This window comes from Nonomuraea thailandensis, from assembly GCF_024172165.1.
GTDB lineage: Bacteria > Actinomycetota > Actinomycetes > Streptosporangiales > Streptosporangiaceae > Nonomuraea > Nonomuraea thailandensis.
The window spans coordinates 260,552-284,400 of record NZ_JAMZEB010000002.1 but is presented as its reverse complement, the minus strand read 5'-3'; the positions used below and the strand labels follow the sequence as shown (position 1 = coordinate 284,400).

Here is a 23,849-nt window from a genome sequence, read left to right as displayed (position 1 = left end):
AGGTCGGGGGCCTTTTCCCGTACGTCGACTGGGGGACATTCCATGCGCCATCCGCAAAGGCTCAGCGTACCGATCCACCTTGAGCGTGACCTGCCCGAGCCGCTGCAGGACCAGCTCACCGCCCAGCTCAGGAGGGCCATCGTGCGGGGTCAGCTGGCTCCCCGCACCCGGATGCCGTCCACCCGCACGCTGGCCCGGGTGCTGGGGATCTCGCGGGGCGTGGCGCTGGCCGCCTTCGAGAGGCTGCTCGCGGAGGGGTACATCGCCGGGCGGCACGGCTCCGGCACGTACGTGTGCGAGCCGGCGAGCGCGCGGCGCCGCTCCGCCGTCGCCGGGGAGACGCTCATCGACCTGCGGCTGGACCGGCCGAGCGCGCAGGGCTTCCCGCTGGCCGAGTGGCGGGCGGCCTGGCGACGGGCCGGGCTGCACCGCCCGCCGCTCGGCGGGCCGCTACCCGCCGGCCTGCCCGCGCTGCGGGCCGCCATCGCCGCTCACCTGCGGGCCACGCGCGGGCTGGAGCTCGACGGCCACGAGGTGATCGTCACGGCCGGGTACGCGGACGCGCTGCGGCTGCTCCTGCGCGCGCAGGGCGGCTGCGACCCGGTGATCGCGCTGGAGGATCCCGCCCCGCCGGGGCTCAGGGCGGCGCTCGGCCGGCTCGGCACCGTGCTGCCCCTGCCGGTGGACGGCTCGGGCGCGCGTACCGACCGCCTGCCCGCCGCCTGCGACGTCGTCGCGGTCCTGCCGGAGCGGGGCCTGCCGCTCGGCACGCGGATGCCGCTGGAGCGGCGCCTGGCGCTGGCCGAGTGGGCGCGCGACAGCGGCGGCCTGGTGCTGGAGCCGGCCTTCGACGGCCTGTTCAGTACCGAGGCCGGCCCGCTGCCCAGCGTGCTCGCCCTCGGCGACGCGTGGTCCACGGCCATGGTGGGCTCGTTCGCCGAGGTGCTGACGCCGTCGCTGCGGATGGCGTTCGCGGTGGTGCCGCGCCGGCTGGCCGCGGAGATCGAGCAGGTCATGCCGGCCGGGCCGTCGATCACCAGCCAGCTCGCGGTGACGGACCTGCTCTGGTCCGGCTGCGTGGCCGGCCGGGTGGCGGGGCTGTCCGTCCAGTACGAGGCCAAGCGGGCGCTCGTCCGCCAGGCCCTGGCGGCGTACCCGCACATGCGGCTGCTCGGCGCGCGCACCGGCGCGGCGGCCACGCTCCTGCTGCCCGTGTCGGTGCCGGCCGCGTCGGTGGCCGCGGCGCTGCGGGCCCGGCGGGTCGAGGTGTCCGAGCTGGCCGCCTACCACCATCCGGACGCGCAGCCGGGCAACGGGATCGTGCTCGGCTTCGGCCACCTGGACGGGATCTCGCTGCGCCGGGCGCTGCACACGCTCACCCGCACCCTGGACGAGCACCGCCTGGCCCGCCGCACGGCCGCATGACCCGGCGGGGTAGTGGCGGCAGCGGCGCGTGAGGCGCATCTTTCAGTGATCGGCTCTCCACCGGAGGAGGAGATCACATGAACCGACTCATCGCGCTGCTGCTCCTCGCCCCGCTCACCCCGCCTGCCGGCGGCCCGCCCGACGTGGACCCGGTCCGGGCGTGGAACGAGCAGGCCCTCCAGGTCGTACGCGCCGAGCGGGCCTCCGACGCGGACGCCGCCAGGACGTACGCGATGCTCAACGCCGGCATGTACGACGCCGTCAACGGCATCGCCACCGCCCGCGGCGACCATCGCGCCAGGACGCACGCGCTGCGCGACCCCGGGGGCGCGCCCGCGCGCGGCGACCAGCAGGCCGCGGCCGTGGCGGCGGCCCACGCCGTGCTCACCCGCCTGTATCCCGGCCAGGAGGCCGGGCTCACCGAGCGGCTCAACGCGGACCTGGGCCGATTGGGGACGGGGTCGCGCGTCGCCGAGGGCCGCGCCTGGGGCGAGAGCGTCGGCGGGGACGTGCACGCGGCCAGGCAGGACGACGGCTCCTCGCCGGTGGAGACGCAGCCCGCCGGCTCGGGGCCCGGCGTGTTCGGGCAGGCGTGGTCCGGGGTGCAGTATCGCGGCATGCGGCCGTTCGGCATCGCCGACGCGGCCCCGTACGTGGGCGACGGCCCGCCCGCGCTCGCGAGCCTCGACTACGCGGTGGCGCTCGCCGAGGTCAGGCTGGCGGGCGACGCCGCCATCCCCGACGCGGCCCGGTCGGCCGTCTACCAGTACTGGTCGCTGCCCGCCGGCACCGCGCAGCCGCCCGGCGAGTGGATCAAGATCGCTCTCGCCGTGGACCGGCCGCTGCCGCTGGCGGACGAGGGCCGGCTGTTCGCCCTGCTCGGCATGGCGCTGGCCGACACCTCGATCCCGACGGTCCGGACGAAGTACGCCTTCCGCCACTGGCGGCCCCAGGCGGCGATCCAGCAGGCGGACACCGACGGCAACCCCCACACGGAGCCGGTGCCGGACTGGCGGGCGCGGGCCGGCAGCGCGGGCGGTTCCCCGGAGTACATCTCGGGTCACAGCTCCTTCAGCGGCGCGGGCGCGGCCGTCCTGGCGGGCTTCTTCTGCGCCGACCGGATCCCGTTCACGCTGGTCACCGACAGCGCGCCGGTCGATCCCGCCACCGGGCAGCCGTGGCGGCGGAGCTTCCCCGGCTTCTCGGCCGCCGCGGCGGACGCGGGCCGCTCGCGGGTGGCCGGCGGGCTGCACTTCTCCTTCAGCAACCTCGACGGGCTCGCCATGGGCGCGGACGTCGCCGCGGAGGTACTCGCCAGGCGCCTGCTGCCGCGGACCGGCCCCACGCACACCGGCGAGTGCCCCCGCTGACGCGCGGCGTCCCCGGTTGCCCGCCGGTCCCGATCATCCGGGACACTGGTGCTGGTCAGGCACTTACCTGTGAGGTGGACAGATGGAACAGCGGGTGTTGGGGCGTACCGGACGCCGGGTCGGGGTGGTCGGGCTCGGCGCCTGGCAGCTCGGCGCCGACTGGGGCGAGGTGTCGCAGGACGAGGCCGTCGCCACGCTGAGCGCGGCGGTGGAGTCGGGCGTGACGTTCATCGACACCGCCGACGTGTACGGCGACGGGCGCAGCGAGCAGATCGTCGGCCGCTTCGCCAAGGACCACCCCGGGGTCACCGTGGCCACCAAGATGGGCCGCCGGATGGAGCAGATCCCGTCCAACTACGTGATGTCCAACTTCCGCGCCTGGAACGAGCGCTCCCGCCGGAACCTCGGCGTGGACACCATCGACCTGGTCCAGCTCCACTGCCCGCCGACGCCCGTCTACTCGGCGGACGCCGTGTTCGACGCGCTGGACACGCTGGTGGCGGAGAAGAAGCTCGCCGCGTACGGGGTGAGCGTGGAGACCTGCGAGGAGGCCCTGACCGCCATCGCGCGCCCCGGCGTGGCGACGGTGCAGATCATCCTCAACGCGTTCCGGCTCAAGCCGCTGGAGGAGGTGCTGCCGGCGGCCCGCGCGGCCGGAGTGGGCATCATCGCGCGGGTCCCGCTGGCCAGCGGCCTGCTGTCGGGCAAGTACGACGAGCACACCACGTTCTCCGCCGACGACCACCGCACCTACAACCGGCACGGGGAGTCGTTCGACGTCGGCGAGACGTTCTCGGGCGTGGACTTCGGCACCGGCCTGGAGGCGGTGCGCCGCCTGGCGCCCCTGGTGCCCGAGGGCGTCACCATGGCGCAGTTCGCGCTGCGCTGGATCCTCGACCAGGAGGGCGTGTCGGTGGTGATCCCCGGAGCCCGCAACCCGGCCCAGGCCCGGGCCAACGCCGCCGCCGACGCGGTGCCGCCGCTGGAGGCCGCCACGCTGGACGCCGTACGGGGCGTCTACGACGAGCTCATCCGCCCGCAGGTCCACCACCGCTGGTAGCGGCCGCTTCTCGAAGCGTCCCGCCCGGACCAGCCGAGGCACCGTCAAGCGGCGGCAGGTCTGGTGGCCTCGCGGCCACCGCCACCCATCTCGCTGTCCGGGCGGGACAACCCGCCGGAGAGTTCCACTCCGGACGGTCTCGCGCTCACGCGCGGATGCGTACCTCCACCATGTGCCCCTGAACGTGCTCAAACAAGGGCCCCCGCGCCCATGGCGGTCAGCGGGCGACGGTCTTGTCGTACGAGCCGGCCTTGAACGTCCACTCACGCGACCGGCCGTTCGCGATCGCCGGGCAGCGCCCGTCGAAACGCGCACCGATGACGACCATGACCCGCATGGTCCTGCCGCACTCTTCGAGCGGACGCGCACGGCGGGCGGTCGAGGGCACGTCGCGGCACTCCGGCCTTCGGCGTTCAAGCGATCTTGCTGGTGGGAGGCGGAGGTGATCCGTGGCCCCGACCCTGGCGGGTCCACGGTGGCGCGAATGTGGTCAAGCCTTGCTCGGTGCGGCCGCCCTGGCGGCCTGCTCGATCTTCGCGCAGTAGGCTGCACGGGCTTCCTCGTCGATCGGCTGCTCGTGCTCGGCGCGCAACCCGGTCCGGCCGTCGAGGCCCTCGCGCAGGATGTCGGCCTGCCCGGTATGCCGGATGGACTCGCCGAGAACATGGACCATGACGCCGAACAGGGTCGTGCCGGCATGAGGCTCCGGCCACCACGGCACGTGGCCGGGGGCGTCGAGGGGCAGCTCGTTGATCGTCGCGTCCGAGTGTTCCCACGTGCGCCGGTAGAACGCGATGATCTGATCGCGGGTCTCGTCCTCGGTCGCCCACAGATCGCTGCCGTCGGAGTCCTGCCACCGGGGCAGCGGTTGCGGGGAAGGACGGCCGAAGACCTCGCCGAAGTACCTGGCCTCCACGGTGGCCACGTGTTTGACCAGACCGAGGAGGTTGGTGCCGGTCGCTGTCAAGGGCCGGCGGGCGTCGTATTCGGACAGGCCGTCGAGTTTCCAGAGCAGCGCCTTGCGGTCCCGCCGCAGTCTCCCGTGCAGGTGGTCCTTCGCGAAATCGTCGATCATGGGTCACGATTCTGTCAGGCAGATCGAGGACTACGACGCGGGCGGCGTCGTCGTCCTCCGGGAACGCGACGAGCGCGTCGAGACCCCATGACGCGCGGACCGGCGCCCGCCTGTCCGGCGCCGCCCATGCCTTCCCGACGACGACCTGACCGAGGGAGAGGTACCACCTCGACCCGCTCACGGGGCGACTGCGGCGGCCCTGACCCCGCCCGTAGTTGATACAGACGCAAAAGTAAAGCCTTGGCAAGCGCTTTCCGCGCCGATAAAACGTTCTCATTCTCTGATCACTCGGCAGGAGCACGCCTGTGAGGCTCGCACTCATCGCCGCCGCGGTCACGGCCCTGGCCGTCGTCCCGGCGACCCCCGCCATGGCGGCCCCCCTCGACCCGGCCCCCGGGCTCAGGTTCGACTTCGGCTCCACGACCAGCCCCCTGGCCGACGGCTACACGCGCGTCGCGCACAACACCCTCCATACCGCCGACCGCGGCTACGGCCTGGACCGCGCGGTGGGCTACCGCGACCGCGGCACCGCCGACCCCGTGACGCGGGACTTCACCGTCGCCGCCGCGTACGGCTTCGCCGTGGACGTCCCCGACGGCGAGTACGAGCTGACCGTGATCTCCGGCGACGCCATCGCCCCGAACACCACCACGCTCACCGTGGAGGGCGAGGCCCGCGCCACGATCACCGCGAGCACCGGCGCGTACGGCGACTACACCGGCACCGCCAGGGTCACCGACGGCCGGCTCGACCTGGGCTTCGGCCAGGACGGCCGGGTGAACGCGGTCCTGCTCGGCCCGGCCACCGCCCCCACCGGCCTGGCCGCCGGCGGCGTCGAGGCCACCGCCACCCCGGGCGTCACACTGACCTGGAACGCCACGGGCTCGTCCGGCTACGAGATCTACCGCGCCGGAACCGCCGCGGGCCCCTGGGCCAAGCTGGGCGCGAGCTCCGCGCCCACGTTCACCGACACCACCGCCGAGCTCGGCCTCACCTACGTCTACGCGGTCAAGCTCCCCGGCGGCACGCTGGGCGCGCCTCTCACCGTCACCGTCAAGGACGCCGCCCAGCCCGCCCCGGCCGCCCCCGAGGGCCTGCGGCTCGTCACCGCCACCGCCAAGCAGATCACCCTGCGCTGGCAGCCGGTGGACGGCGCCCTCCTCTACCACCTCTATCGCGACGAGCAGCGCATCGGCGTCGTGACGGGCGAGACCTCCTACACCGACGAGCTCGTGCCCCGCGACCGGCACCACTACCGGGTGGTGGCCGCGGGTCCCGGCGGGCTGTCGGCGCCCTCCGCCACGCTGACCTCGCCGGTCACCGCGTACCCGCTGCGCCGGATGCCGGCGCTGGACCGCGGCCTGGTGGCCGTGCCGACCGGGCAGGGCACGCTGGTGAGCTGGCGCATGCTCGGCACCGACCCGGCCGGCGTGCGCTTCAGGCTCTACCGCGACGGCAGGCTCCTCACCACCACGGACGGCACCAATCACCTGGACAGCGGCACCGGCTCCTACACGGTCTCCGCAGTGCTGGACGGCAGGGAGGGCCCCCGCTCGGCGCAGGCGCGGCCGTGGGCGGCGCCGTACCTGGACGTCCCGCTGGACAAGCCGGCCGGCGGCGTGACCCCGGCAGGCAACGCCTACGACTACCGCGCCAACGACGCCGCCGCCGCCGACCTGGACGGGGACGGGCAGTACGAGATCGTCCTGAAGTGGGACCCGTCCAACTCCAAGGACAACTCCCAGGGCGGCTACACCGGCCCGGCCGTCTTCGACGCCTACGAGCTCGACGGCACCCGCCTGTGGCGGATCGACCTGGGCCGCAACGTCCGCGCCGGAGCGCACTACAGCCCGTTCCTGGTGGACGACTTCGACGGGGACGGGCGGGCCGAGTTCGTGGTCAGGACCGCGGACGGGGCCGTGGACGGCGCCGGCACGGTGATCGGCGACCCCGCGGCGAACCACAACACCGGCGGCCGCATCCTGACCGGCCCCGAGTACCTGACCGTCTTCGACGGCCGCACCGGCAAGGCCCTGGCCACCGTGGACTACGAGCCGGCCCGCGGCAACCTGGCCGACTGGGGCGACACCAGCGCCAACCGCTCCGACCGTTTCCTGGCCGCCTCCGCCTACCTGGACGGCGCCCTGCCCAGCATCGTGATGACCCGCGGCTACTACGCCAAGAGCATGCTGGCCGCCTACGACTGGCGTGACGGCAAGCTGACCAGGCGCTGGACGTTCTCCAGCGCCGGCAACCCGGGCTACGGCGGCCAGGGCAACCACAACCTGTCCGTGGCCGACGTGGACGGCGACGGCCGCGACGAGATCGCCTACGGCGCGATGACCCTGGACGACGACGGCACCGGCCTCTACACCACCAGGCTGGAGCACGGCGACGCCATGCACCTGGGCGACCTCGACCCGGCCCGCCCCGGCCTGGAGATCGTCGGCGTGCACGAGCACACGAACATGCCGTGCGGCCTGGAGATGCACGACGCCGACAGCGGCGAGATCATCTGGTGCGTCAGGACCGGCCAGGACACCGGCCGCGGCCTGACCGGCGACATCGACCCGGCGCATCCGGGCGAGGAGGCCTGGGCCTCCAACGGCGCGGGCCTGCGCACCGCCACCGGCGAGCTCATCTCGGACAGGACCCCGGCGATCAGCAACACCATCTGGTGGGACGGCGACCTGTCGCGGGAGATCCTGGACCACGACTACTCCGCCGACAAGTCGGCCGGCGTGCCCACCATCGGCAAGTGGGACCCGGCCGCCCTGAGCACGGCCAACCTCCTCACGGCGACCGGCACGTACTCCAACAACACCACCAAGGGCAACCCGTCGCTGCAGGCGGACCTCCTCGGCGACTGGCGCGAGGAGCTGCTCGTCCGCACCGAGGACTCCACCGCCCTGCGCCTGTACGCCACGCCGTACGCGACGGACCACCGCTTCCCGACGCTCACCCACGACCCCGTCTACCAGTCGGGCCTCACCTGGCAGAACGTCGGCTACAACCAGCCGCCGCACACCGGCTTCTTCCTGGGCACCGGCATGACCGCCCCGACGGCCCCGTACCTGACCACCGGCGCCCCCGTCCGGGCCCGCCTCCGGCTCCACGGGGACCGGCTCCAGGTGAAGCTCGCGGGCACGCGCGCGCAGCCCCTTCCGTCCACGGTGCGGGCGGTCGCCGACGGCAGGCTCGTCCCCCTCGCCGCCACCCCGCTCCCCCACGACCGGCTCCGCGTCGACACCGCCGCCGTCGAGCAGGCCCTGAGCGGCTACACCGGCACGGTGACGGTCACCGTCACCGGCCACCTGTCCGACGGCCGCACCTTCACCGGCGAGCTGAAGCTGCGCCCGTGACGCCTCACGGGATCGCCCGCCCCCGTGCGGGGTGGGCGATCCCGTCGTCTTGATCACTGCCGCGGACGTTCGGCATGATGGGCGCGAGAAGGGCGGGACAGCCCTCGTGACGGGCGAGAGGCGGGCTCACATGTTCCTGACGACCGTGAAGGTGCTCGCCATGACGGGAGCATGCCTGAACTTCGCGCTCGGGCTCCACATGCTGATCACCAACCGGGTTCCCCGCCCGTTCAGCCGCCGTCAGCAGCGCAGGCCCCGGCTCTTCGGGGCAGGTCTGATGCTCGTCGGCACGGGCGTCGTCCCCATGGTCGCCAACAGCATGCTGCCGGACCTGCCTCTCGAACTGTCCCTCGCGCTGGTCGTCGCGAGCGCCGGGTGCTTGTTGTCCGGCCCGGTCCTGGTCGCCATGTCGGTCTCCGGGGTCAGCCCGCCTCCTCGGTGAGCGCGAAGGGCGAGTCGGGGTCGGACGGCGGCAGCGGCACGTCGAGCCGTTCGAACGCCGCCCGCAGCGCGCTCTCGCTGGCCAGGACCAGCTCGAACGCGTTCGCGTGACGTTGCGCGTCCACGATCTTCGCGAAGAGCTCCAGCAGCTTGTCCGCCTTCTCCTTCCGTTCCGCCAGCATCTGGTCGGTGATGTCGGCGACGTCGTTCGGAGCCTGCGTGAGCCGTACGGCGTGCCGGATCGTCGAGTCCTCCATGGCCTCCTTGAGGAAGCTCTGGCACAGGTCCCGGGACTCCCGCAGCTTGCGCATGCGCAGGTCGAGCTGCTCGGCGCGCGTCTCGATCCTGTACAGCGCGCTCTCGTGGGCGCAGCGCAGCTCGCGCACCTCGTCGGGGACCTCGACCTCGATCACCGCGCGCCACCTGCCCGCGACCGAGTCCGCCGGGAGGTTCGCCAGCCAGCGTTGCACCGCCGCGTCGGCGGCCCGCTCCGCCTGCTCCGCGCGGAAGACGCTGTGCCGCCGCAGCGAGCCCCGGACGATCTCCCTGACGTAGTCCTTGATGACGTGGTCCTTGTCCTCCTTCAGCTCCTTCCAGGGACGGAAGACGAGCGAGCCGGTGGCGGAGCGCCGCCACAGCCAGACCTTGACCGTGAACAGGTATCCGTCTCCCTCGGACGGCGCGGCGAAGACGTAGGAGGCCTCCTCGGGCGTGACGTCGGGCTCCGGCCCCGCCTGGAGCGGCTTGGCGGGGGCGCGGTCGGCGGCCTGCTTGGTCGGCCAGCGCATGATGAGCAGCCGGTGCAGCGTGAACGGCATGTCAGTGCTCCTTCAGGAGGAGGAGATAGCGGGTGAGGTTCGCGGCCGAGATCGTCGCGCGGCTGCTCCACAGGTGGAGGTGGAACGTCCAGGACTTCCTGAGCCTGTCCGGGGCCTGCGCCAGGACGGTCGTGAGGATGGCGTCCATGGTGGGGTCGGTGGCCGCCTGCTGCGCCCAGTCGGCCATGAGCTCCCAGGAGATGGGGGTGAAGGCGGGGGATCTGCTCTTGCCGGCCTTCCTCGACAGGCCCCAGCTCAGGGCGTTGGTCCACAGCGCGGCCAGGTCGCTCACCGGCTGGTGCTCGCGCAGCGCGGGGTAGGCGTCCTGCTCCTGCGGCAGGGAGACGAGCCTGACGAACGCGAGCGCCGCGGTCACCTGCTCGCTCGCCTCCCCCGCCGTCCAGCGGGCGAGCTCGCTCAGCACCCGCTGAGCGGTGGAGGCCGTGTAGATCTCGGCGACCGACCTGGCCACGGCGTCGCAGGTCTCCAGGTAGTTGGTCGCGACGGCGATGGTGCGGAACGCGCCGAGGGCGTCGTCGGGGTTGCCGACGCCGATGGCGGAGCCGTACGAGAGGGCGGCGGCCAGGCGCTGGTTGTAGGTGCCGGTGGCCCAGCCCTTGAGCGTGCGCCGGACCAGGGCCGCGACGTCGCGGTCGGCGAGGGCCGCGGACTCCAGCGCCCAGGTCAGCACCCTGGCCTTGCCGCGCTCCACGCTCCACGGCTTGAAGAACCGCTTGTCGATCACCTCGTAGTCGCAGGTGGCCAGCCTCCCGATGGCGTCGGCCGCCTTGACCTGGACCCGCCAGTCGTCGCGGACGACGAGCTCGGCGAGCCAGTCGTAGAGCACCGGGCGGATCGCCGGCAGTTGCGCCCAGAGCGCGGGCAGGAGCCGCCTGTCCAGGCCGGGCCGCACGTCGATGCGCCGCCCCTGCCCTCCCCGCCCGCCCTCCGCCTCGCTCAGGCGCGAGTAGCCGATCCACTGGCTGAGCCGCTCCCACACCTGCAGGGGACGCTCCTCGTCGGGGTCGTCCTCCTTCTGCTCCTCCTGCCTGATACGGGCCGCCAGCGCCAGCGCGGCCTCGGACACCACGGCCTCGGGCAGGCCGAACAGCACGGAGCCGCTGATCAGGAAGTGCCGGGCCAGGCTGGGGGCGTCCTCCAGGCCCAGGTTCTTCTCCAGCTCGGTGAGCGCCGCGTACGGCAGGTTGTCGATCATCTCCGCCGGGGCCCGTCCCTGGCGGTACCCCTCGGCGAACTGGTGGGCCATCTCCACGGCCTCGGCCGGCCGGCAGCCGGCGATGTGCTCGTGCAGGTGGCCGAGATGCTGCTGCAGCTCGTCCACGAGCTCCGGCGCCAGAGAGGCGATCCACCTCCGGAAGACGTCCAGCGCGGACGGCGGCTCGTGCAGCACCACCGATTTGGTGACGGCGCAGCCGGCCGGGACGAGCGCCACGATCACCGCGCCGCTCGCCCCCGCGACGGCTCTGAGCTGGTCGACGACGGTCTCGGGATGGCGGTGCCAGGTGGCGTCGTCCGCACGCAGCAGGTAGCCGTGCCGCGCCAGCAGGTGCGCCGGCCTGACCTTCTTCAGGTCCTTCGCGCCCAGGGTCCGGCAGGTGAGCCCCATCTCCAGCAGCGCGGACAGGGCGGTCGTCGAGCGCCCGCTGTGCGGCTCGCCCCTCAGCAGGGCCACCGACCTGTTGGTCAGCCGTGTCACGAGCTCCCGCTGCGACGGTGTCTCCACGAAGCACGTGCCGATGCACGCCACGCTCTCCGGATGCGGCGGGATCGTGAAGACGTCCTCCTCGGGCTGCTGGATGCACAGGTCGCGGCCGGCCCCGTAGACGGTGCCGCCGTCCTCGGCCCGGTACTCGGAGCCGCCGAACCAGTTCTGCCCGACGCCGATCATCTCCGCCCGGAGGCGGCGTTCCTGCTGCTCGCGTTCGATCTTCTCGCCCAGCGACTCCTCACCCGCGGGTCCTGCGTCGCCCGCGGCGGGGGCGGGGGTGTTCTCCTCGGTCATCGTTGCGGTTTCCGCTCCGGCATCGTGATGTCGCGGCCGGCCACGTAGCTGACGCCCTGGCCGGAGGTGTTCACGACGCTGCCGCCATACCAGTCGCCGCCGACCGACACCCCGCCCGGCGCCTGCCGCTGATCGCCGCTCTCGTCCGGTACGGCCCCGAGGTCGCCGATCGCGTGGACGTTGTGCCCGGGCAGGTAGACGTAGGCGTCGTACTGCTGCTGCTTGACCTTCACCACGACGTGCCGGAACTGGTCCGGCGCGGGGCCGCCGTAGCCCTGGCCGACGTAGTCGCGGTAGAACTCCTCCGACACGACGATCCCCAGGCTCGCCTCCTGGACCACCCGCAGTGCCGCCCGCAGCGGCCCCGCGTCCACCAGCCGGCCGCTGGCGACGGCATGCCGGCCGGGCGAACCGGCGGGGCCGTCCACGTGCAACGGCCCCGCGTGGACCGCCAGCCGCAGCCGCAGCCGCGGCCCGGACGAGGCGTTGTAGTCGTCGAGGGCCGCACGCAGCGCGTCGGCGAAGGCGCCGGTCAGCCGTGCCGGGTGGATGGCGTCGGGCAGCACCACGAACTCGCCGTCGCCCTGCGGCTGCCGCTTCCAGTCGAGCAGCCCCAGGCCCGCCGCTCCCGCGGCGAGGTCGAGCAGCCGGATCATGGCGGCTTGCAGCGCGTACTGGTCGGCGTTGTTACGGGTGCTGTAGCTCTCGATGTCGTAGCTCAGCATCGCGCGGTATTCCGGCTTGTCGTTCATTCACGCTCCTCGTGAGTTCCTGCCGTTTCCGAGAAGGCTGAATCATCCCTGCGCCCGCCGGCCGCGATTTTTATCGGTCGAGCGGGATCGGTTCGCCTTTGCCGGTCGAGCGGGACCGGTTCGCTTACGGGACCGGCTCGCTCATCGGTCGAGCGGCACCAGTTCCGCGAACCTCGCCAGCCCGGCGACGTCCTTGATCACCACTCGCCGCTGGCCGCGCAGGATCAGGCCGCGATCCGCCAGCGTCCGCATGGCCTTCAGCACCGTCGGCTCCCTGACCCCGATCAGCCCGCCGAGCTCCGCCCTGGTCAGCGGCACGCCGGTGTCCCTGCCCTGCGGGGTGTCATACCCGTGCCGCGCGGCGAGCGAGACGAGGATCCTGGCCAGGCAGACATCGGCGCCGAAGCCGACGAACTCCAGCCGCCGCTGGTTGGCCCAGCGCAGGCGGTCGCTCAAGGAGCCCGAAACGGCGAAGCCGGCCACCGGGTTACGCTGCAGGTAGCCGAGAAAGGCGCTGCCGCGGACGCCGAGCAGGCACATCTCGCCGCAGGCCGTCACGTCGGCGCTGCGCACTCCCGTGCCGAGCACGGCCATCTCCCCGACGAGGTCACCCCGCACGCGTACGGCCAGCAGCGCCTGCTCGCCGTTCTCCACCCGAGCCGTGATCTTCGCCAGCCCCTGGAGGATCACGTACACGAGCGTGCCCGGCTCGCCCTGCCGCAGGACGGTGGCGCCGTCGCCGGCCCGGGAGACCGCGCCGAGCTCCAGCAGGTCGGCCCGCGCTCCCTCCGGCAGCCGGGCCAGGAACGTGCCCAGCGGCCACGGGTCATTCCGGTGACTTCCCACGGCGCACCTCCAGCCCTTCTTCCGCACTATGACACCGAAGAAGAGCCGGACCAACACTTACCGTGCAGGCCCGCCGGGGCCGATCGTCAGCGCTGCTGCTTGAGGCGCAGCGCTTCCTTGCGGGCCTCGGCCTGCACGGCCCGCTCGTGCTCCAGCCACTCCGGGTTCTCCGCCTTCAGCGCGTCGATCTCGGCGGTGGTGAGCGGCTCGGTGACGCCGGCCCTGGCCAGGCCCGAGATGGAGACGCCGAGCTTGGCGGCGACGACCTGCTTGGGGTGCGGGCCGTTGCGGCGCAGGTCGACCAGCCAGGCGGGCGGCGCCGACTGCAACGCGTTCAGCTCGTCCCTGGAGACGACTCCCGCCTGGAACTCGGCGGGAGTGGCCGAGAAGAGCACACCCAGCTTCTTGGCCGCGGTCTCGGGCTTCATCGTCTGGATGTTCTTCGGCTTGGACGAGGTCATGCCGCCAAGCGTAGTCAGTCGGGACGGTTTTCCTGACATCGGTACCCTGTGGACGTGACTGATGGTGAGACCGGCAAGGTGTTCCGGCTGGCGTACGTGCCCGGGGTGACCCCCGCGAAATGGGTCAACGTCTGGACCGAGAGGCTGCCCGACGTACCGATCACCCTCGTCCAGGCCCCCGCCGCCGAGATGGCCGCGCTGCTGCGCGACGGCGGCGCCGACGCCGGCTTCGTCAGGCTCCCGGTCGACCGCGACGGCCTCAGCGTGATCCCCCTCTACGTGGAGACCACCGTGGTCGTGGTGCCCAAGGACCACGCGGTGGCCGCCGCCGACGAGGTGACCACCGCCGACCTGGCCGACGACGAGGTGTTCCACCCGCTGGACGACACCATCGAGTGGACGACCCGCCCCGGGCAGCCCGCGTTCACCCGACCGGCCACGACGGGCGACGCGATCCAGCTCGTGGCGTCCGGCGCCGGGCTCCTCCTGGTCCCGCAGTCGCTGGCGCGCCTGCACCATCGCAGGGACCTCACCTACCGGCCGGTGACGGACGCGCCGCAGTCGCAGGTCGCGCTGGCCTGGCCCGCGGAGGCGACCACCGACCTGGTGGAGGACTTCATCGGCATCGTCCGCGGCCGGACGGTGAACAGCTCCCGCGGCCGCAACGCCCCTGCCCCGCGTGCGGAGAAACCGGCCCAGCGGCAGGCCCGCAAACCCGCCCAGAACGGCTCCGGACGCCGAGCGGCGGCACGCCCCAGCCGCAGGGGCAAGGGCCACCGCCCCCGATAAGACCGCGGAGAACAGCGAAGAGCGACAACTCGATCACGCTTCGGCACGTCTCATCTCCTGTCACGGTTCATCCGCCGCAACCGCAGGAGTGCACGTTGCCCCAGCACCTGGCTCTCGCTGTCATCACCGCCGCCGTCCTCACCGCGTGCGGCACCGGCGCCCCGCCGGCCGCCCCCGCCGTCGAAACCGTCACCGCGACCGTCCAGCCCACCCCGGCGACCACCACTCCCGCCACCCCTGCCGCGACCCACCGCCCGCTGCCGGACGTGGTCGGCATGAACCTCCAGGAAGGCCAGGACACGCTGCAGGCGGCAGGCTTCTACGTGCTCAACGACAAGGACGCCACCGGGCAGAACCGGCTGCAGGTGCTCGACCGCAACTGGGTCGTCACCAGGCAGTCGCCGGCCGCGGGCCGGAAGGTGAGCACCGACACCCTGATCACCCTGTACGCCAAGAAGATCGGCGAATAGCGGACCGTGCCCCCGTGTACCTGCACCAAGATTCGAACTTGGGCCCTCCGCATTATGAGTGCGGCGCTCTCACCGGCTGAGCTATGCAGGCGTACGTCCCGACTATCCCATCAGGGCCGAGCCGGCCTCCACCGTTTTCCACCGGCTGCTCTGATCGTCGCGGCCGTGGTTGGCGGGTCAGGGCTCGGGCAGTTGCCGCTCATGGACGACGATGAGAAGCTCCCCGAGGAGATGCCGCCCGCGATCGGACAGGTCTCCGGCGAGTCCGACACCCTCGCCGCACGAGCCGGAGTCGAGGTACGGGCCACCCCACGCCCGATCCCGAGGGAACCGGTCGAGCCGCCGCCCGACCCCGAGCAGAAGGCCGAGGAGGAGCGGCGGGAGGTCGCGGCCGACGCGGACGACGGCGTGGAGCCCGACGTGGAGCCCACCGACTGAGCACGTCTCCACGACCGCACGCCGACCCCGATGGCCTACGGGCGCCCGTGGCCGCTCTCCCTCCCATCCCGGAGGTGCGGACCCGGCGCGGGCGCATGGCTCTGATCATTTCGTTCCACCAGCGCCATGACCGCTGCCGCCGGCATGAAGGCAAGCCCGATGAGGGCGAAGGTGACGCCCGAGGTGCTCGCCGACGTGAACGCGGCGACAATCAAGGCGAGAATGCCGAGCCCGACGAAGCAGAGCAGTATGTCGCGGTTCTTCATGACCGCGATCGTCAAGGGTGAGGCGCCCGGCGCACAGACGGGCCGGATGCCTAAGGGAGAAGGTGCGCGTCCATAGACGTCGGCCCGCTCCGGACATCTGAGCGGAAAACTCGCGAGTGCGCCACGGAATCCCTGCTACCACATTCTAAACGATCTTCGCAAGCCTTGTCTCATTTGACGGCGACGACTACCTTCAATGTCTCGGCAGACCTTTCTCCGAAGGAGAGCCCCCATGAAAAGAATCGTTTTCCTAGCCACTGCTTCCTTGGCGCTGATCACTGCGGCACTCACCTCGACGTCGGCCGCGGCGGACACGGCAGAGCCGATCCTGATCGGCACCCAGAACGTCAATCCCAACAACAGATGACGAGTGACGGCCGCCAACCTGCCGTCTGCCCCGTTTCCTGACCCGGCCCCTCGAAGAGACCGGCCCTGACCTAGCATCCGGTTCTCTTCGATGCCACACTCCAAGAGTGCGCACATCCATTGACAGAACCAAAATGCTCTTCTTATCGAAGAAGAAGCTGAAGCGATGGAGTGAGGCCACCTTCTTCACGACAGGTGCGGTGGTGGTGACATGGGGCGCGGCCCAGAGACGCGGCATGGAACTGGCCATCCTCACCGCACTGGCCTTCGGATCCTTCATCCTGACGAACTGGACCCGGCAGAGCCGGCTGCCACACTGGTGCCAAGAGCCTGCTTTTATCTACATCACATGGCTTCTTATTACGTTATGCGTGTTCGCTGTGAGCCTGACCCCGATGTCCCTCGAAATCTGTCTCGGGATCTCCGCTTTCACGGTGATAAGTGTCAACACTCTGCAGCGACGGAAAATCGAGCGGGAAGCCGCAGAAGCCGATGAAGTAAGACCCGTGGAAGCTCAGCGGGCGAAAGATCAGGACGATCACTGACGCAACCCCGCGCAGCGATGCTCGGACCTCGCAGCCCCAACGTCCACACTCATGGCACGGTCATGGCACACGCGTGGAAAGCTACCGGGATGGACCGGACTACCTTGGCGAAACTCCTGGAAAGAGGCGGCGAGGCGGAATCCGCCTGCCGGGAGGCGGTTCTGGCGGGTGCCGACTTCACCATCTCGGACGGTGAGACTCCGGTGGGAGACCTCCGGAGCATCTACGCGCGCCGCGAAGAGCACATCAGAGCGCTGGGCATCCCGTCCGTGGGATTCGCCGAGGCCGTGAGGAACCTTGAAGCGTGCGAACTTGATCGGGTTCTTCTTGGAGGTGTGATGTGCACCCGGCCGCCCTACTGGTTCGCAGTCTTCCTCTCACCCGACCGATCTCGGGTCGTTGCCTGCCTGGGGGTCAGCCAGGACCCGGTGCATCGGAGCAAGGACCTTCCTGCAGACGCACCCCATCGCCCCACCTGATCTTCCCGTCTGCCTCGTCCACCCGAAGGGCACTCCGGCGAGCTCCTGGCCGGGCCGCCAAGTCGACAAGAGCGATCCGGACGATGACGATGGATCTTCGGGAGCGCTCGTCCGTGTGAGCTGATGGCCCGTTGACGGCACGAAGCCCCGTGGCAAGATCGCTGCGGGGCTTCTTGATGCAGGTGGGCGGTACTGGGTTCGAACCAGTGACCCCTCGCTTGTAAGGCGAGTGCTCTACCGCTGAGCTAACCGCCCCTGATCGGCACTACACCTTACGACACCAACGGCCCCGATCGCACATCCACCACCCACCCGGCACCCAGCTCAGGTCGCCCGGCCGCGCGCCACCCCAGCAGTGCCGCGCCGAGCATGCCGGCGTCCACCCCGAGGGCCGCCGGGACCAGCGGGGGCGCGTCGCGGAAGGCCAGGCGCTTGATCAGGCGGGTGCGGACCGGGTCGAACAGGGCCGGTCCGGCCTCCGCGAGGCCGCCGCCGAGGACGATGACGGAGGGGTCCAGCAGCAGCGTGTACGTGGCCAGCGCCAGCGACAGCGCCTCCACGGCCTCGTCCCAGACCTCGATGGCGATCGGGTCGTCCGAGGAGACCACCTGCTCCGCCTTGACGCCCTCCACGCCGGCCCGCTGGCTGTAGCGGCGGCCGACCGAGGCCGCCGACGCGTACGTCTCCAGGCAGCCGAACTGGCCGCAGGCGCACTGCTCGCCGTCGGGGAAGACCGGGGTGTGGCCGATCTCGCCGGCCCAGCCGGAGGAGCCGCCGTACGGCTCGCCGCGGATGATCGAGGCGCCGGCGATGCCCGTGCCGATGGGCAGGAAGAGGAAGTCCGTCAGGCCGCGGCCCGCGCCGAGGATGCTCTCGGCCAGGCCGCCCGTGCGGACGTCGTGCCCGAGCATCACCGGGATGTCCAGGGTGGTGAAGCTGGAGGCGGGGACGTCGCGCCAGCCGAGGTTCGCCGCGTAGACGGCCGCGCTGTCGGTCACCAGGCCCGGCACGGCGAGGCCGACGCCGGCCGGGTTGCCGTCGCCGGAGGAGGCCAGGTGGCTGATGAAGTCGGAGATGGCCGTCACGACCGCCTCCGGGCCCTCGGCTCGGGGGGTCGGGCGCCGCTCGCTCAGCAGCACCGCGCCGGACTCGCTGACCAGGCCGCCCTTCATGGACGTGCCACCGACGTCGAGCGCGACGACGAACGAACTCATTGCGGACACGATAGGAGACGATAGCGCAGCTCAGTAAATGTCCGGAAAGGGTGTGAGGGGAAACCGCTCACAAGCCCCGCAGCCCCTCGTGAAGCACCTCAGGGCACGGTCGAGGCCCCCGCGGCCCCAGCGCGGCCTCACAGGGCCACAGAGCTCCTCAGGCCCGTCCCAGCACCCGGTTGAGCGCCGCCTCGACCTCGGCCGACAGACCGGGCGGTGGCGCCACGGGAGCCGGGGGATCGAGCGTCTCGGACGAGCGGGCCAGCCACACGGCCCCGCAGGCCCGGCACTCCACCTCGCCCAGCCGGCAGATCAGCGCCGTGGACGCGCAGGTGGAGCAGGAGTCGAGGTCGAGGTCGTGCAGCCGTTGACAGTCCGGGCAGATCAGCACCTGGGACTCGTTGCGCACCCCGCGCTGCCACGGGCTGGCGCCGCGCACCGGGTCCGTCTGCCGGGCCCCGCAGCGGTAGCAGGGCATCCTTCCCTCCGAAAGTCACGAAGCCGTGAAGTCATGAAATATCGGCGAGTGCCTTGACATAGTCGGCGACGTCGCGTGCCGAGGAGATCGGATTGACCACCGACCACCGGATCACGCCCTCGCCGTCGATGATGAAGGTCCCCCGCCGGGCGAGCCCCCTCGCATCATCGAACACACCGTACGCCTGCGCGACCTGTCCGTGTGGCCAGAAATCAGAGAGCAGGGAGAACGTGTAACCCTCGCGATCCGCCCACGCACGATGCGTGAAGACGGAGTCGACGGAGACGGTCAGCAGCCGCGCGCCCTCGATCGGCTGATCGCGCAGGGCGGACAGCTCGCTGGAGCAGATCCCGCTGAACGCCAGCGGGTAGAAGACCAGCACGACCTTCTCGCCCCGGAGCCGAGCCAGGCTCACCGGGGTGCCGTGCTGGTCCTGCAGCTCGAAATTCGGAGCCGGGACGCCGACCTCGGCAGGATGTGCGTTCACAGCCATCATCCTGCCGTACGGCAGGCGCTCGGGCTCCCTACCTCTTGCCCTTCGGCGGGACGAGCCTGGTCCCGGACCAGTCGGGTGCGGCGGAGATGCTGCTCGTCTGCGAGAGACCCGCGGTGGCGGCATCCTCCCCGACGTCGCTCGGCTCCACGTGGCCCTCGCGCCCCGCTTTGGGAGTCAGCAGCCAGATCTGGCCGCCATCGGCGAGTGCTCGCATGGCGTTGGTCAGAGCGTCGAAGAGATCCCCGTCGCCGTCGCGCCACCACAGCAGCACGACGTCCACGACGTCGTAACTGTCCTCGTCCAGCAGCTCGTTGCCGGTCAGGTCTTCGATGGACCCGCGAAGCTCGTCGTCGACGTCCTCGTCCCAACCGATCTCCTGCACCACCTGACCCGACTTGAGGCCGAGTCGTTCGGCCAGGCCGCGCTCGCCCTGCGCCTGACCCGCGGTCGCGCTCACGTTTATCCCTCCTGCTTGAGTGGCCCCGCTTATGCGGTTTATCGCTTCGGCACAGTCCACACGCTGTGACCCTCAGTCGTCAACGGTCGCCACGGGTACGGCCGTAGTCGGTCAGAATCAATCAGACAAAAACGACAGGCGAACCTGGCGTTGCGGGTTGTCGACGTTCAGGTCGATCAACGCCACCGACTGCCACGTGCCCAGCGCCATTCGCCCGCCCAGCACGGGGATGGTCGCGTACGGCGGGATCAGCGCCGGCATCACGTGCGACCTGCCGTGCCCTTCGGACCCGTGGGCATGACGCCACCGGTCGTCGGCCGGCAGCAGGTCACGCAGCGCCGCCAGCAGGTCGTCGTCGCTGCCCGACCCCAGCTCGAGCAGCGCGATGCCCGCCGTCGCATGCGGCACGAAGACATGCAGCAGGCCGTCCTCACCCTGGGCACGTACGAAATCGGCGCATTCGGCCGTGATGTCGTGCACCGTCTCTCGTGAACCCGTGGCCACAGAGATGATTTCAGATCTCACACGGAAATCCTACTTAGGCACGACGACGGCATCGGGGCCGGGAAACACCAGCCCAGTGTGCCCGTCGTCGAACCGCACCACGTACGGAGGCTCGCCGTTCGTGCCCTGCACCTCCGTGATTACGCCGCTCCGGTCCCTTTCGCCAACGGTATTCCCGTGGACCAGGAGCCGGTCGCCAACCATCGCATTCATACCTCCCACATTGGTACGCCGATAGCCGGACGAAAAGAGTGATTCCGAACTTTTGCGGAGGGCGCGGAGAGAGATCAAATGATGACCGAATCGTTACCAGCCACGGGGCCGCGACCCGCCGCGCGGGCGGGCCACTACGGCGCGAGGCGGCCGCGGACGCCCCTGCGAGCCAGTGCCGTGTGCTATGTGACGTCTCCGCACGCGTGGACCCGCGCAGCCGTACCACGCACCCGCGCCACCTGTCACTTCAGGGGCACGCGGCCTGGTCTACAGGAGAGACGGCTAGACTCGCCCGCCGCGAGTGAGAAGCCTCCCTCCCGGGGAGGCTACGAGCTACAGAGGGAGGCATCCCGGGCGCAACGAGGATTCGAGCGAAATTTCGTCCGTTTTCCTGTCTTGTTAAATTGCTCCCGGGATGTAACCTTTGGTGGCGATTCGTCCTACCATCGGTGGTCTAGGCCATCGCAGATGGCCCTGCCAGCAGGGACACTCTGGTTACCGGCCAGTAGAGATGCGTTTTCTACGGCTAGCGACCAGGATGGAAGGCGACCCAGACCAGACATCAGTCCATCTCGGAAGGCGAGACCCAGTGGCTTCCGGACGCCAGCGATTCTCGATCATCAGCGACGGCCTACCCAGCCAGCTGCCTGATGTCGACCCCAGCGAGACCAACGAGTGGCTCGAGTCCCTCGACAACGTCGTCAAGACCGAGGGCCGCACCAGAGCCCGCTACCTCATGCTCCGCATGCTGGAGCGCGCCCGCGAGCACCAGGTCGGCGTGCCGGGCCTGCGCAGCACCGACTACATCAACACGATCCCGCCGGAGCGCGAGCCCTGGTTCCCGGGCGACGAGCACGTCGAGCGCCGCATCCGCGCCTATATCCGCTGGAACGCGGCCGTCATGGTGTCGCGGGCGAACGCGCGCACCAACGTGGGCGGCCACATCGCCACCTACGCCTCGGCCGCCTCCCTGTACGAGGTGGGCTTCAACCACTTCTTCCGCGGCAAGGACCACGGCGAGTCGGGCGACCAGGTCTTCTTCCAGGGGCACGCGGCCCCGGGCATCTACGCCCGCGCCTTCCTCGAGGGGCGGCTCAACGAGTCGCAGCTCGACGCCTTCCGCCAGGAGTTGTCGCACGGTTTCCACGGCCTGCCCTCCTACCCGCACCCGCGCCTGATGCCGGACTTCTGGGAGTTCCCGACGGTCTCGATGGGCCTGGGCCCGATCGGCGCGATCTACCAGGCGCGGTTCAACCGCTACCTGCTCAACCGGCAGATCAAGGACACCAGCCGCAGCCACGTGTGGGCGTTCCTCGGCGACGGCGAGATGGACGAGCCCGAGTCGCTCGGCGCGATCGGCCTGGCCGCGCGTGAGGAGCTCGACAACCTCACGTTCGTGATCAACTGCAACCTGCAGCGGCTCGACGGCCCGGTACGCGGCAACGGCAAGATCATCCAGGAGCTGGAGTCGTACTTCCGCGGCGCCGGCTGGAACGTCATCAAGGTCGTGTGGGGCCGTGACTGGGACCCGCTGCTGGCGGCCGACGTCGACGGCGTGCTGGTCAACCAGATGAACACCACGCCCGACGGCCAGTTCCAGACCTACTCGGTCGAGGCCGGCGGCTACATCCGCGACAACTTCTTCGGCTCCGACCCGCGCCTGCGCAAGATGGTCGAGCACCTGACCGACGACGACATCCGCAAGCTGTCGCGCGGCGGCCACGACTACCGCAAGGTCTACGCGGCGTTCAAGGCGGCCCGCGAGCACGTCGGCCAGCCGACGGTGATCCTGGCCCAGACCATCAAGGGCTGGACGCTGGGCAAGGACTTCGAGGCGCGCAACGCCACCCACCAGATGAAGAAGCTCACCAAGGCCGAGCTGAAGGAGTTCAGGGACCGGCTCTACCTGCCGATCCCCGACTCGGCTCTGGAAGGCGACCTGCCGCCCTACTTCCACCCGGGCGAGAACGACCCGGAGATCCAGTACATGAAGGAGCGCCGCGCGGCGCTCGGCGGCGTGCTGCCCAAGCGCGTGGTGCGCGCCAAGCCGCTGCAGCTTCCCGGCGACGACGTCTACAAGCAGTTCTCCAAGGGCTCGGGCAAGCAGCAGGTGGCCACCACCATGGCCTTCGTCCGGCTGCTGAAGGACCTCATGCGCGACAAGGAGATCGGCAAGCGGTTCGTGCCGATCATCCCCGACGAGGCCCGGACGTTCGGCATGGACGCCATGTTCCCCAGCGCCAAGATCTACTCGCCGCACGGCCAGACGTACGAGGCCGTCGACCGCGAGCTGCTGCTGTCGTACAAGGAGTCGACCGTCGGTCAGATCCTGCACGAGGGCATCAACGAGGCCGGGTCGATGGCCTCCACGACCGCGGCCGGCACGTCGTACGCCACGCACGGCGAGCACATGATCCCGATCTACATCTTCTACTCGATGTTCGGCTGGCAGCGCACCGGCGACCAGATGTGGCAGATGGCCGACCAGATGACGCGCGGCTTCCTGCTGGGCGCCACGGCGGGCCGCACCACGCTGAACGGCGAGGGCCTGCAGCACGAGGACGGCCACACGCCGCTCATCGCCTCGACGAACCCGGCCGCCGTCTCCTACGACCCGTCCTGGGCCTACGAGACCGCCTACATCGTCAAGGACGGCCTGCGCCGCATGTACGGCGAGGAGCAGGAGAACATCTTCTACTACCTCACCGTCTACAACGAGCCCTACGTCCAGCCCGCCGAGCCGGCGAACCTCGACGTACAGGGCCTGCTCAAGGGCCTGTACAAGTTCGCCGACGGGCCGCAGACGCAGGGCCCGAAGGCCAACATCCTGGTCTCCGGCGTGGCGGGCCCGTGGGCGATGGAGGCGCAGCGCCTGCTGGCCGAGGACTGGGGCGTCTCGGCCGACGTGTGGTCGGCGACGTCGTGGTCGGAGCTGCGCCGCGACGGGCTCGCGTGCGACGAGCACAACCTGCTCAACCCCGACGCCGAGCGCCGCGTCCCCTACGTCACCCAGGCGCTCTCGCAGGCCCAGGGCCCGTTCGTGGGCGTCAGCGACTACATGAAGGCCGTCCAGGACCAGATCGCGCAGTGGGTGCCGGGTGACTGGTCCTCGCTGGGCACCGACGGGTTCGGCCTGTCCGACACCCGCTCGGCGCTGCGCCGCCACTTCCACGTGGACGCCGCCTCGATCACGCTGGCCGTGCTGACCAGCCTGGTCAAGCGGGGCGAGCTCGACGGCGAGGTGCTGCGCGAGGCGATCGCCAAGTACCACCTGAAGAACGGCGTCACCGAGGCCGGGGGCGCGGAGAGCAACGACACCCAGTCCATGGGAGTCTGAGTCATCCAGCAAAGGGCGCTCCCGCGAATTCTCTTCGCGGGAGCGCCGTCATATCCGGCCGTCCGCGCCGTTTGGCCTAGTGAGGCGGCACGTTCAGGAGGGGTACGTGCCGCCTCACCCTGGTTTGGTGCACGGTCACGTATTGTGGGCACTACTTCCCCCTG

At 70.9% G+C, this 23,849-nt stretch carries 24 protein-coding genes and 2 tRNA genes; 11 read left to right on the top strand and 15 right to left on the bottom strand.

The features are described 5' to 3' along the window. Window positions 1-42: 42 nt before the first annotated feature. From HD597_RS05410 to HD597_RS05400, 3 genes are all read left to right on the top strand, one after another. The gene (locus HD597_RS05410) at window positions 43-1,425 is read left to right on the top strand and encodes an aminotransferase-like domain-containing protein (protein WP_253740591.1); all 1,383 of its coding nucleotides are present in this window, start codon (window positions 43-45) and stop codon (window positions 1,423-1,425) included. A 77-nt stretch (window positions 1,426-1,502) separates the two neighbouring features. Beyond that, a complete protein-coding gene (locus HD597_RS05405; RefSeq protein WP_253740590.1) occupies window positions 1,503-2,795 on the top strand; it encodes a vanadium-dependent haloperoxidase in 1,293 nt (430 codons plus the stop codon). 82 nt (window positions 2,796-2,877) lie between these two features. Continuing rightward, window positions 2,878-3,855 (top strand): aldo/keto reductase, encoded by a 978-nt coding sequence (locus HD597_RS05400; RefSeq protein ID WP_253740589.1) that lies wholly within the window; start codon window positions 2,878-2,880, stop codon window positions 3,853-3,855. Window positions 3,856-4,345: 490 nt separating this feature from the next. Here HD597_RS05400 and HD597_RS05395 read toward each other — a convergent pair whose 3' ends face one another. Then, on the bottom strand, window positions 4,346-4,930 hold the full coding sequence (locus tag HD597_RS05395) for a DinB family protein (RefSeq protein WP_253740588.1): 585 nt from the start codon (window positions 4,928-4,930) through the stop codon (window positions 4,346-4,348). Between the two features lie 305 nt (window positions 4,931-5,235). On the opposite strand from HD597_RS05395, the gene HD597_RS05390 reads away from it, so the two are divergent. Then, window positions 5,236-8,292, top strand: a complete 3,057-nt coding sequence (locus HD597_RS05390; RefSeq protein ID WP_308210567.1) for a rhamnogalacturonan lyase family protein — start codon at window positions 5,236-5,238, stop codon at window positions 8,290-8,292. Window positions 8,293-8,422: 130 nt separating this feature from the next. Then, a complete protein-coding gene (locus HD597_RS05385) occupies window positions 8,423-8,734 on the top strand; it encodes a hypothetical protein (RefSeq protein ID WP_253740587.1) in 312 nt (103 codons plus the stop codon). Here the strand turns inward: HD597_RS05385 and HD597_RS05380 are convergent. The 5 genes from HD597_RS05380 to HD597_RS05360 form a co-directional block, all read right to left on the bottom strand. After that, window positions 8,715-9,551, bottom strand: a complete 837-nt coding sequence (locus tag HD597_RS05380) for a hypothetical protein (protein WP_253740586.1) — start codon at window positions 9,549-9,551, stop codon at window positions 8,715-8,717. The two genes, HD597_RS05385 and HD597_RS05380, sit on opposite strands and share 20 nt — an antisense overlap. A gap of 1 nt (window position 9,552) precedes the next feature. Then, a complete protein-coding gene (locus HD597_RS05375; RefSeq protein ID WP_253740585.1) occupies window positions 9,553-11,574 on the bottom strand; it encodes a hypothetical protein in 2,022 nt (673 codons plus the stop codon). Further along, the gene (locus HD597_RS05370; RefSeq protein WP_253740584.1) at window positions 11,571-12,326 is read right to left on the bottom strand and encodes a nucleotidyl cyclase domain-containing protein; all 756 of its coding nucleotides are present in this window, start codon (window positions 12,324-12,326) and stop codon (window positions 11,571-11,573) included. Before HD597_RS05370 ends, HD597_RS05375 begins: the two co-directional genes overlap by 4 nt. Window positions 12,327-12,467: 141 nt before the next feature. Continuing rightward, the gene (locus tag HD597_RS05365; RefSeq protein ID WP_253740583.1) at window positions 12,468-13,172 is read right to left on the bottom strand and encodes a Crp/Fnr family transcriptional regulator; all 705 of its coding nucleotides are present in this window, start codon (window positions 13,170-13,172) and stop codon (window positions 12,468-12,470) included. A gap of 86 nt (window positions 13,173-13,258) precedes the next feature. Then, window positions 13,259-13,633: a DUF5997 family protein gene (locus tag HD597_RS05360; RefSeq protein WP_253740582.1), complete on the bottom strand. Its 375-nt coding sequence runs from the start codon at window positions 13,631-13,633 to the stop codon at window positions 13,259-13,261. Window positions 13,634-13,687: 54 nt separating this feature from the next. Between HD597_RS05360 and HD597_RS05355 the strand changes: the two genes are divergently transcribed. Both HD597_RS05355 and HD597_RS05350 read left to right on the top strand, forming a co-directional pair. Beyond that, window positions 13,688-14,422, top strand: coding sequence for a LysR family substrate-binding domain-containing protein (locus HD597_RS05355; protein WP_253740581.1), 735 nt, complete (start codon window positions 13,688-13,690; stop codon window positions 14,420-14,422). A gap of 95 nt (window positions 14,423-14,517) precedes the next feature. After that, complete coding sequence (locus HD597_RS05350) at window positions 14,518-14,892, top strand: PASTA domain-containing protein (protein WP_253740580.1); 375 nt, start codon at window positions 14,518-14,520, stop codon at window positions 14,890-14,892. Between the two features lie 17 nt (window positions 14,893-14,909). Here HD597_RS05350 and HD597_RS05345 read toward each other — a convergent pair. Further along, window positions 14,910-14,983 (bottom strand) — tRNA-Met (locus tag HD597_RS05345). A gap of 110 nt (window positions 14,984-15,093) precedes the next feature. On the opposite strand from HD597_RS05345, the gene HD597_RS05340 reads away from it, so the two are divergent. Then, complete coding sequence (locus HD597_RS05340; RefSeq protein ID WP_253740579.1) at window positions 15,094-15,330, top strand: hypothetical protein; 237 nt, start codon at window positions 15,094-15,096, stop codon at window positions 15,328-15,330. Window positions 15,331-15,365: 35 nt separating this feature from the next. On the opposite strand, the gene HD597_RS05335 is transcribed toward HD597_RS05340, so the two are convergent. After that, on the bottom strand, window positions 15,366-15,596 hold the full coding sequence (locus HD597_RS05335) for a hypothetical protein (protein WP_253740578.1): 231 nt from the start codon (window positions 15,594-15,596) through the stop codon (window positions 15,366-15,368). 232 nt (window positions 15,597-15,828) lie between these two features. Between HD597_RS05335 and HD597_RS64220 the strand changes: the two genes are divergently transcribed. Together HD597_RS64220 and HD597_RS05330 are read left to right on the top strand one after the other, a co-directional pair. Beyond that, window positions 15,829-15,963 (top strand): hypothetical protein, encoded by a 135-nt coding sequence (locus HD597_RS64220; RefSeq protein WP_276082833.1) that lies wholly within the window; start codon window positions 15,829-15,831, stop codon window positions 15,961-15,963. A gap of 106 nt (window positions 15,964-16,069) precedes the next feature. Beyond that, the gene (locus tag HD597_RS05330) at window positions 16,070-16,507 is read left to right on the top strand and encodes a hypothetical protein (RefSeq protein WP_253740577.1); all 438 of its coding nucleotides are present in this window, start codon (window positions 16,070-16,072) and stop codon (window positions 16,505-16,507) included. Between the two features lie 662 nt (window positions 16,508-17,169). Here HD597_RS05330 and HD597_RS05325 read toward each other — a convergent pair. The 7 genes from HD597_RS05325 to HD597_RS05295 all read right to left on the bottom strand — a co-directional run bounded on the left by HD597_RS05325 (window position 17,170) and on the right by HD597_RS05295 (window position 20,348). Beyond that, window positions 17,170-17,241: transfer RNA gene (locus HD597_RS05325), tRNA-Val, on the bottom strand. Between the two features lie 17 nt (window positions 17,242-17,258). Then, window positions 17,259-18,200 carry an ROK family protein gene (locus tag HD597_RS05320; protein ID WP_253740576.1) on the bottom strand — a complete coding sequence of 314 codons (942 nt, stop codon included), beginning with the start codon at window positions 18,198-18,200 and terminating at the stop codon, window positions 17,259-17,261. 157 nt (window positions 18,201-18,357) lie between these two features. Then, window positions 18,358-18,678 carry a hypothetical protein gene (locus HD597_RS05315; protein WP_253740575.1) on the bottom strand — a complete coding sequence of 107 codons (321 nt, stop codon included), beginning with the start codon at window positions 18,676-18,678 and terminating at the stop codon, window positions 18,358-18,360. 31 nt (window positions 18,679-18,709) lie between these two features. Continuing rightward, window positions 18,710-19,171 carry a peroxiredoxin gene (locus HD597_RS05310; RefSeq protein ID WP_253759239.1) on the bottom strand — a complete coding sequence of 154 codons (462 nt, stop codon included), beginning with the start codon at window positions 19,169-19,171 and terminating at the stop codon, window positions 18,710-18,712. A gap of 31 nt (window positions 19,172-19,202) precedes the next feature. Beyond that, the gene (locus tag HD597_RS05305) at window positions 19,203-19,631 is read right to left on the bottom strand and encodes a DUF3052 domain-containing protein (RefSeq protein ID WP_253740574.1); all 429 of its coding nucleotides are present in this window, start codon (window positions 19,629-19,631) and stop codon (window positions 19,203-19,205) included. A 117-nt stretch (window positions 19,632-19,748) separates the two neighbouring features. Beyond that, the gene (locus HD597_RS05300) at window positions 19,749-20,156 is read right to left on the bottom strand and encodes a secondary thiamine-phosphate synthase enzyme YjbQ (RefSeq protein ID WP_253740573.1); all 408 of its coding nucleotides are present in this window, start codon (window positions 20,154-20,156) and stop codon (window positions 19,749-19,751) included. A gap of 9 nt (window positions 20,157-20,165) precedes the next feature. Then, complete coding sequence (locus HD597_RS05295; RefSeq protein ID WP_253740572.1) at window positions 20,166-20,348, bottom strand: DUF1918 domain-containing protein; 183 nt, start codon at window positions 20,346-20,348, stop codon at window positions 20,166-20,168. A gap of 589 nt (window positions 20,349-20,937) precedes the next feature. Between HD597_RS05295 and aceE the strand changes: the two genes are divergently transcribed. Continuing rightward, entirely contained in the window at window positions 20,938-23,685 is a 2,748-nt protein-coding gene (aceE, locus tag HD597_RS05290; protein WP_345694425.1) for a pyruvate dehydrogenase (acetyl-transferring), homodimeric type, read from the top strand. The last annotated feature ends 164 nt before the right edge of the window (window positions 23,686-23,849 follow it).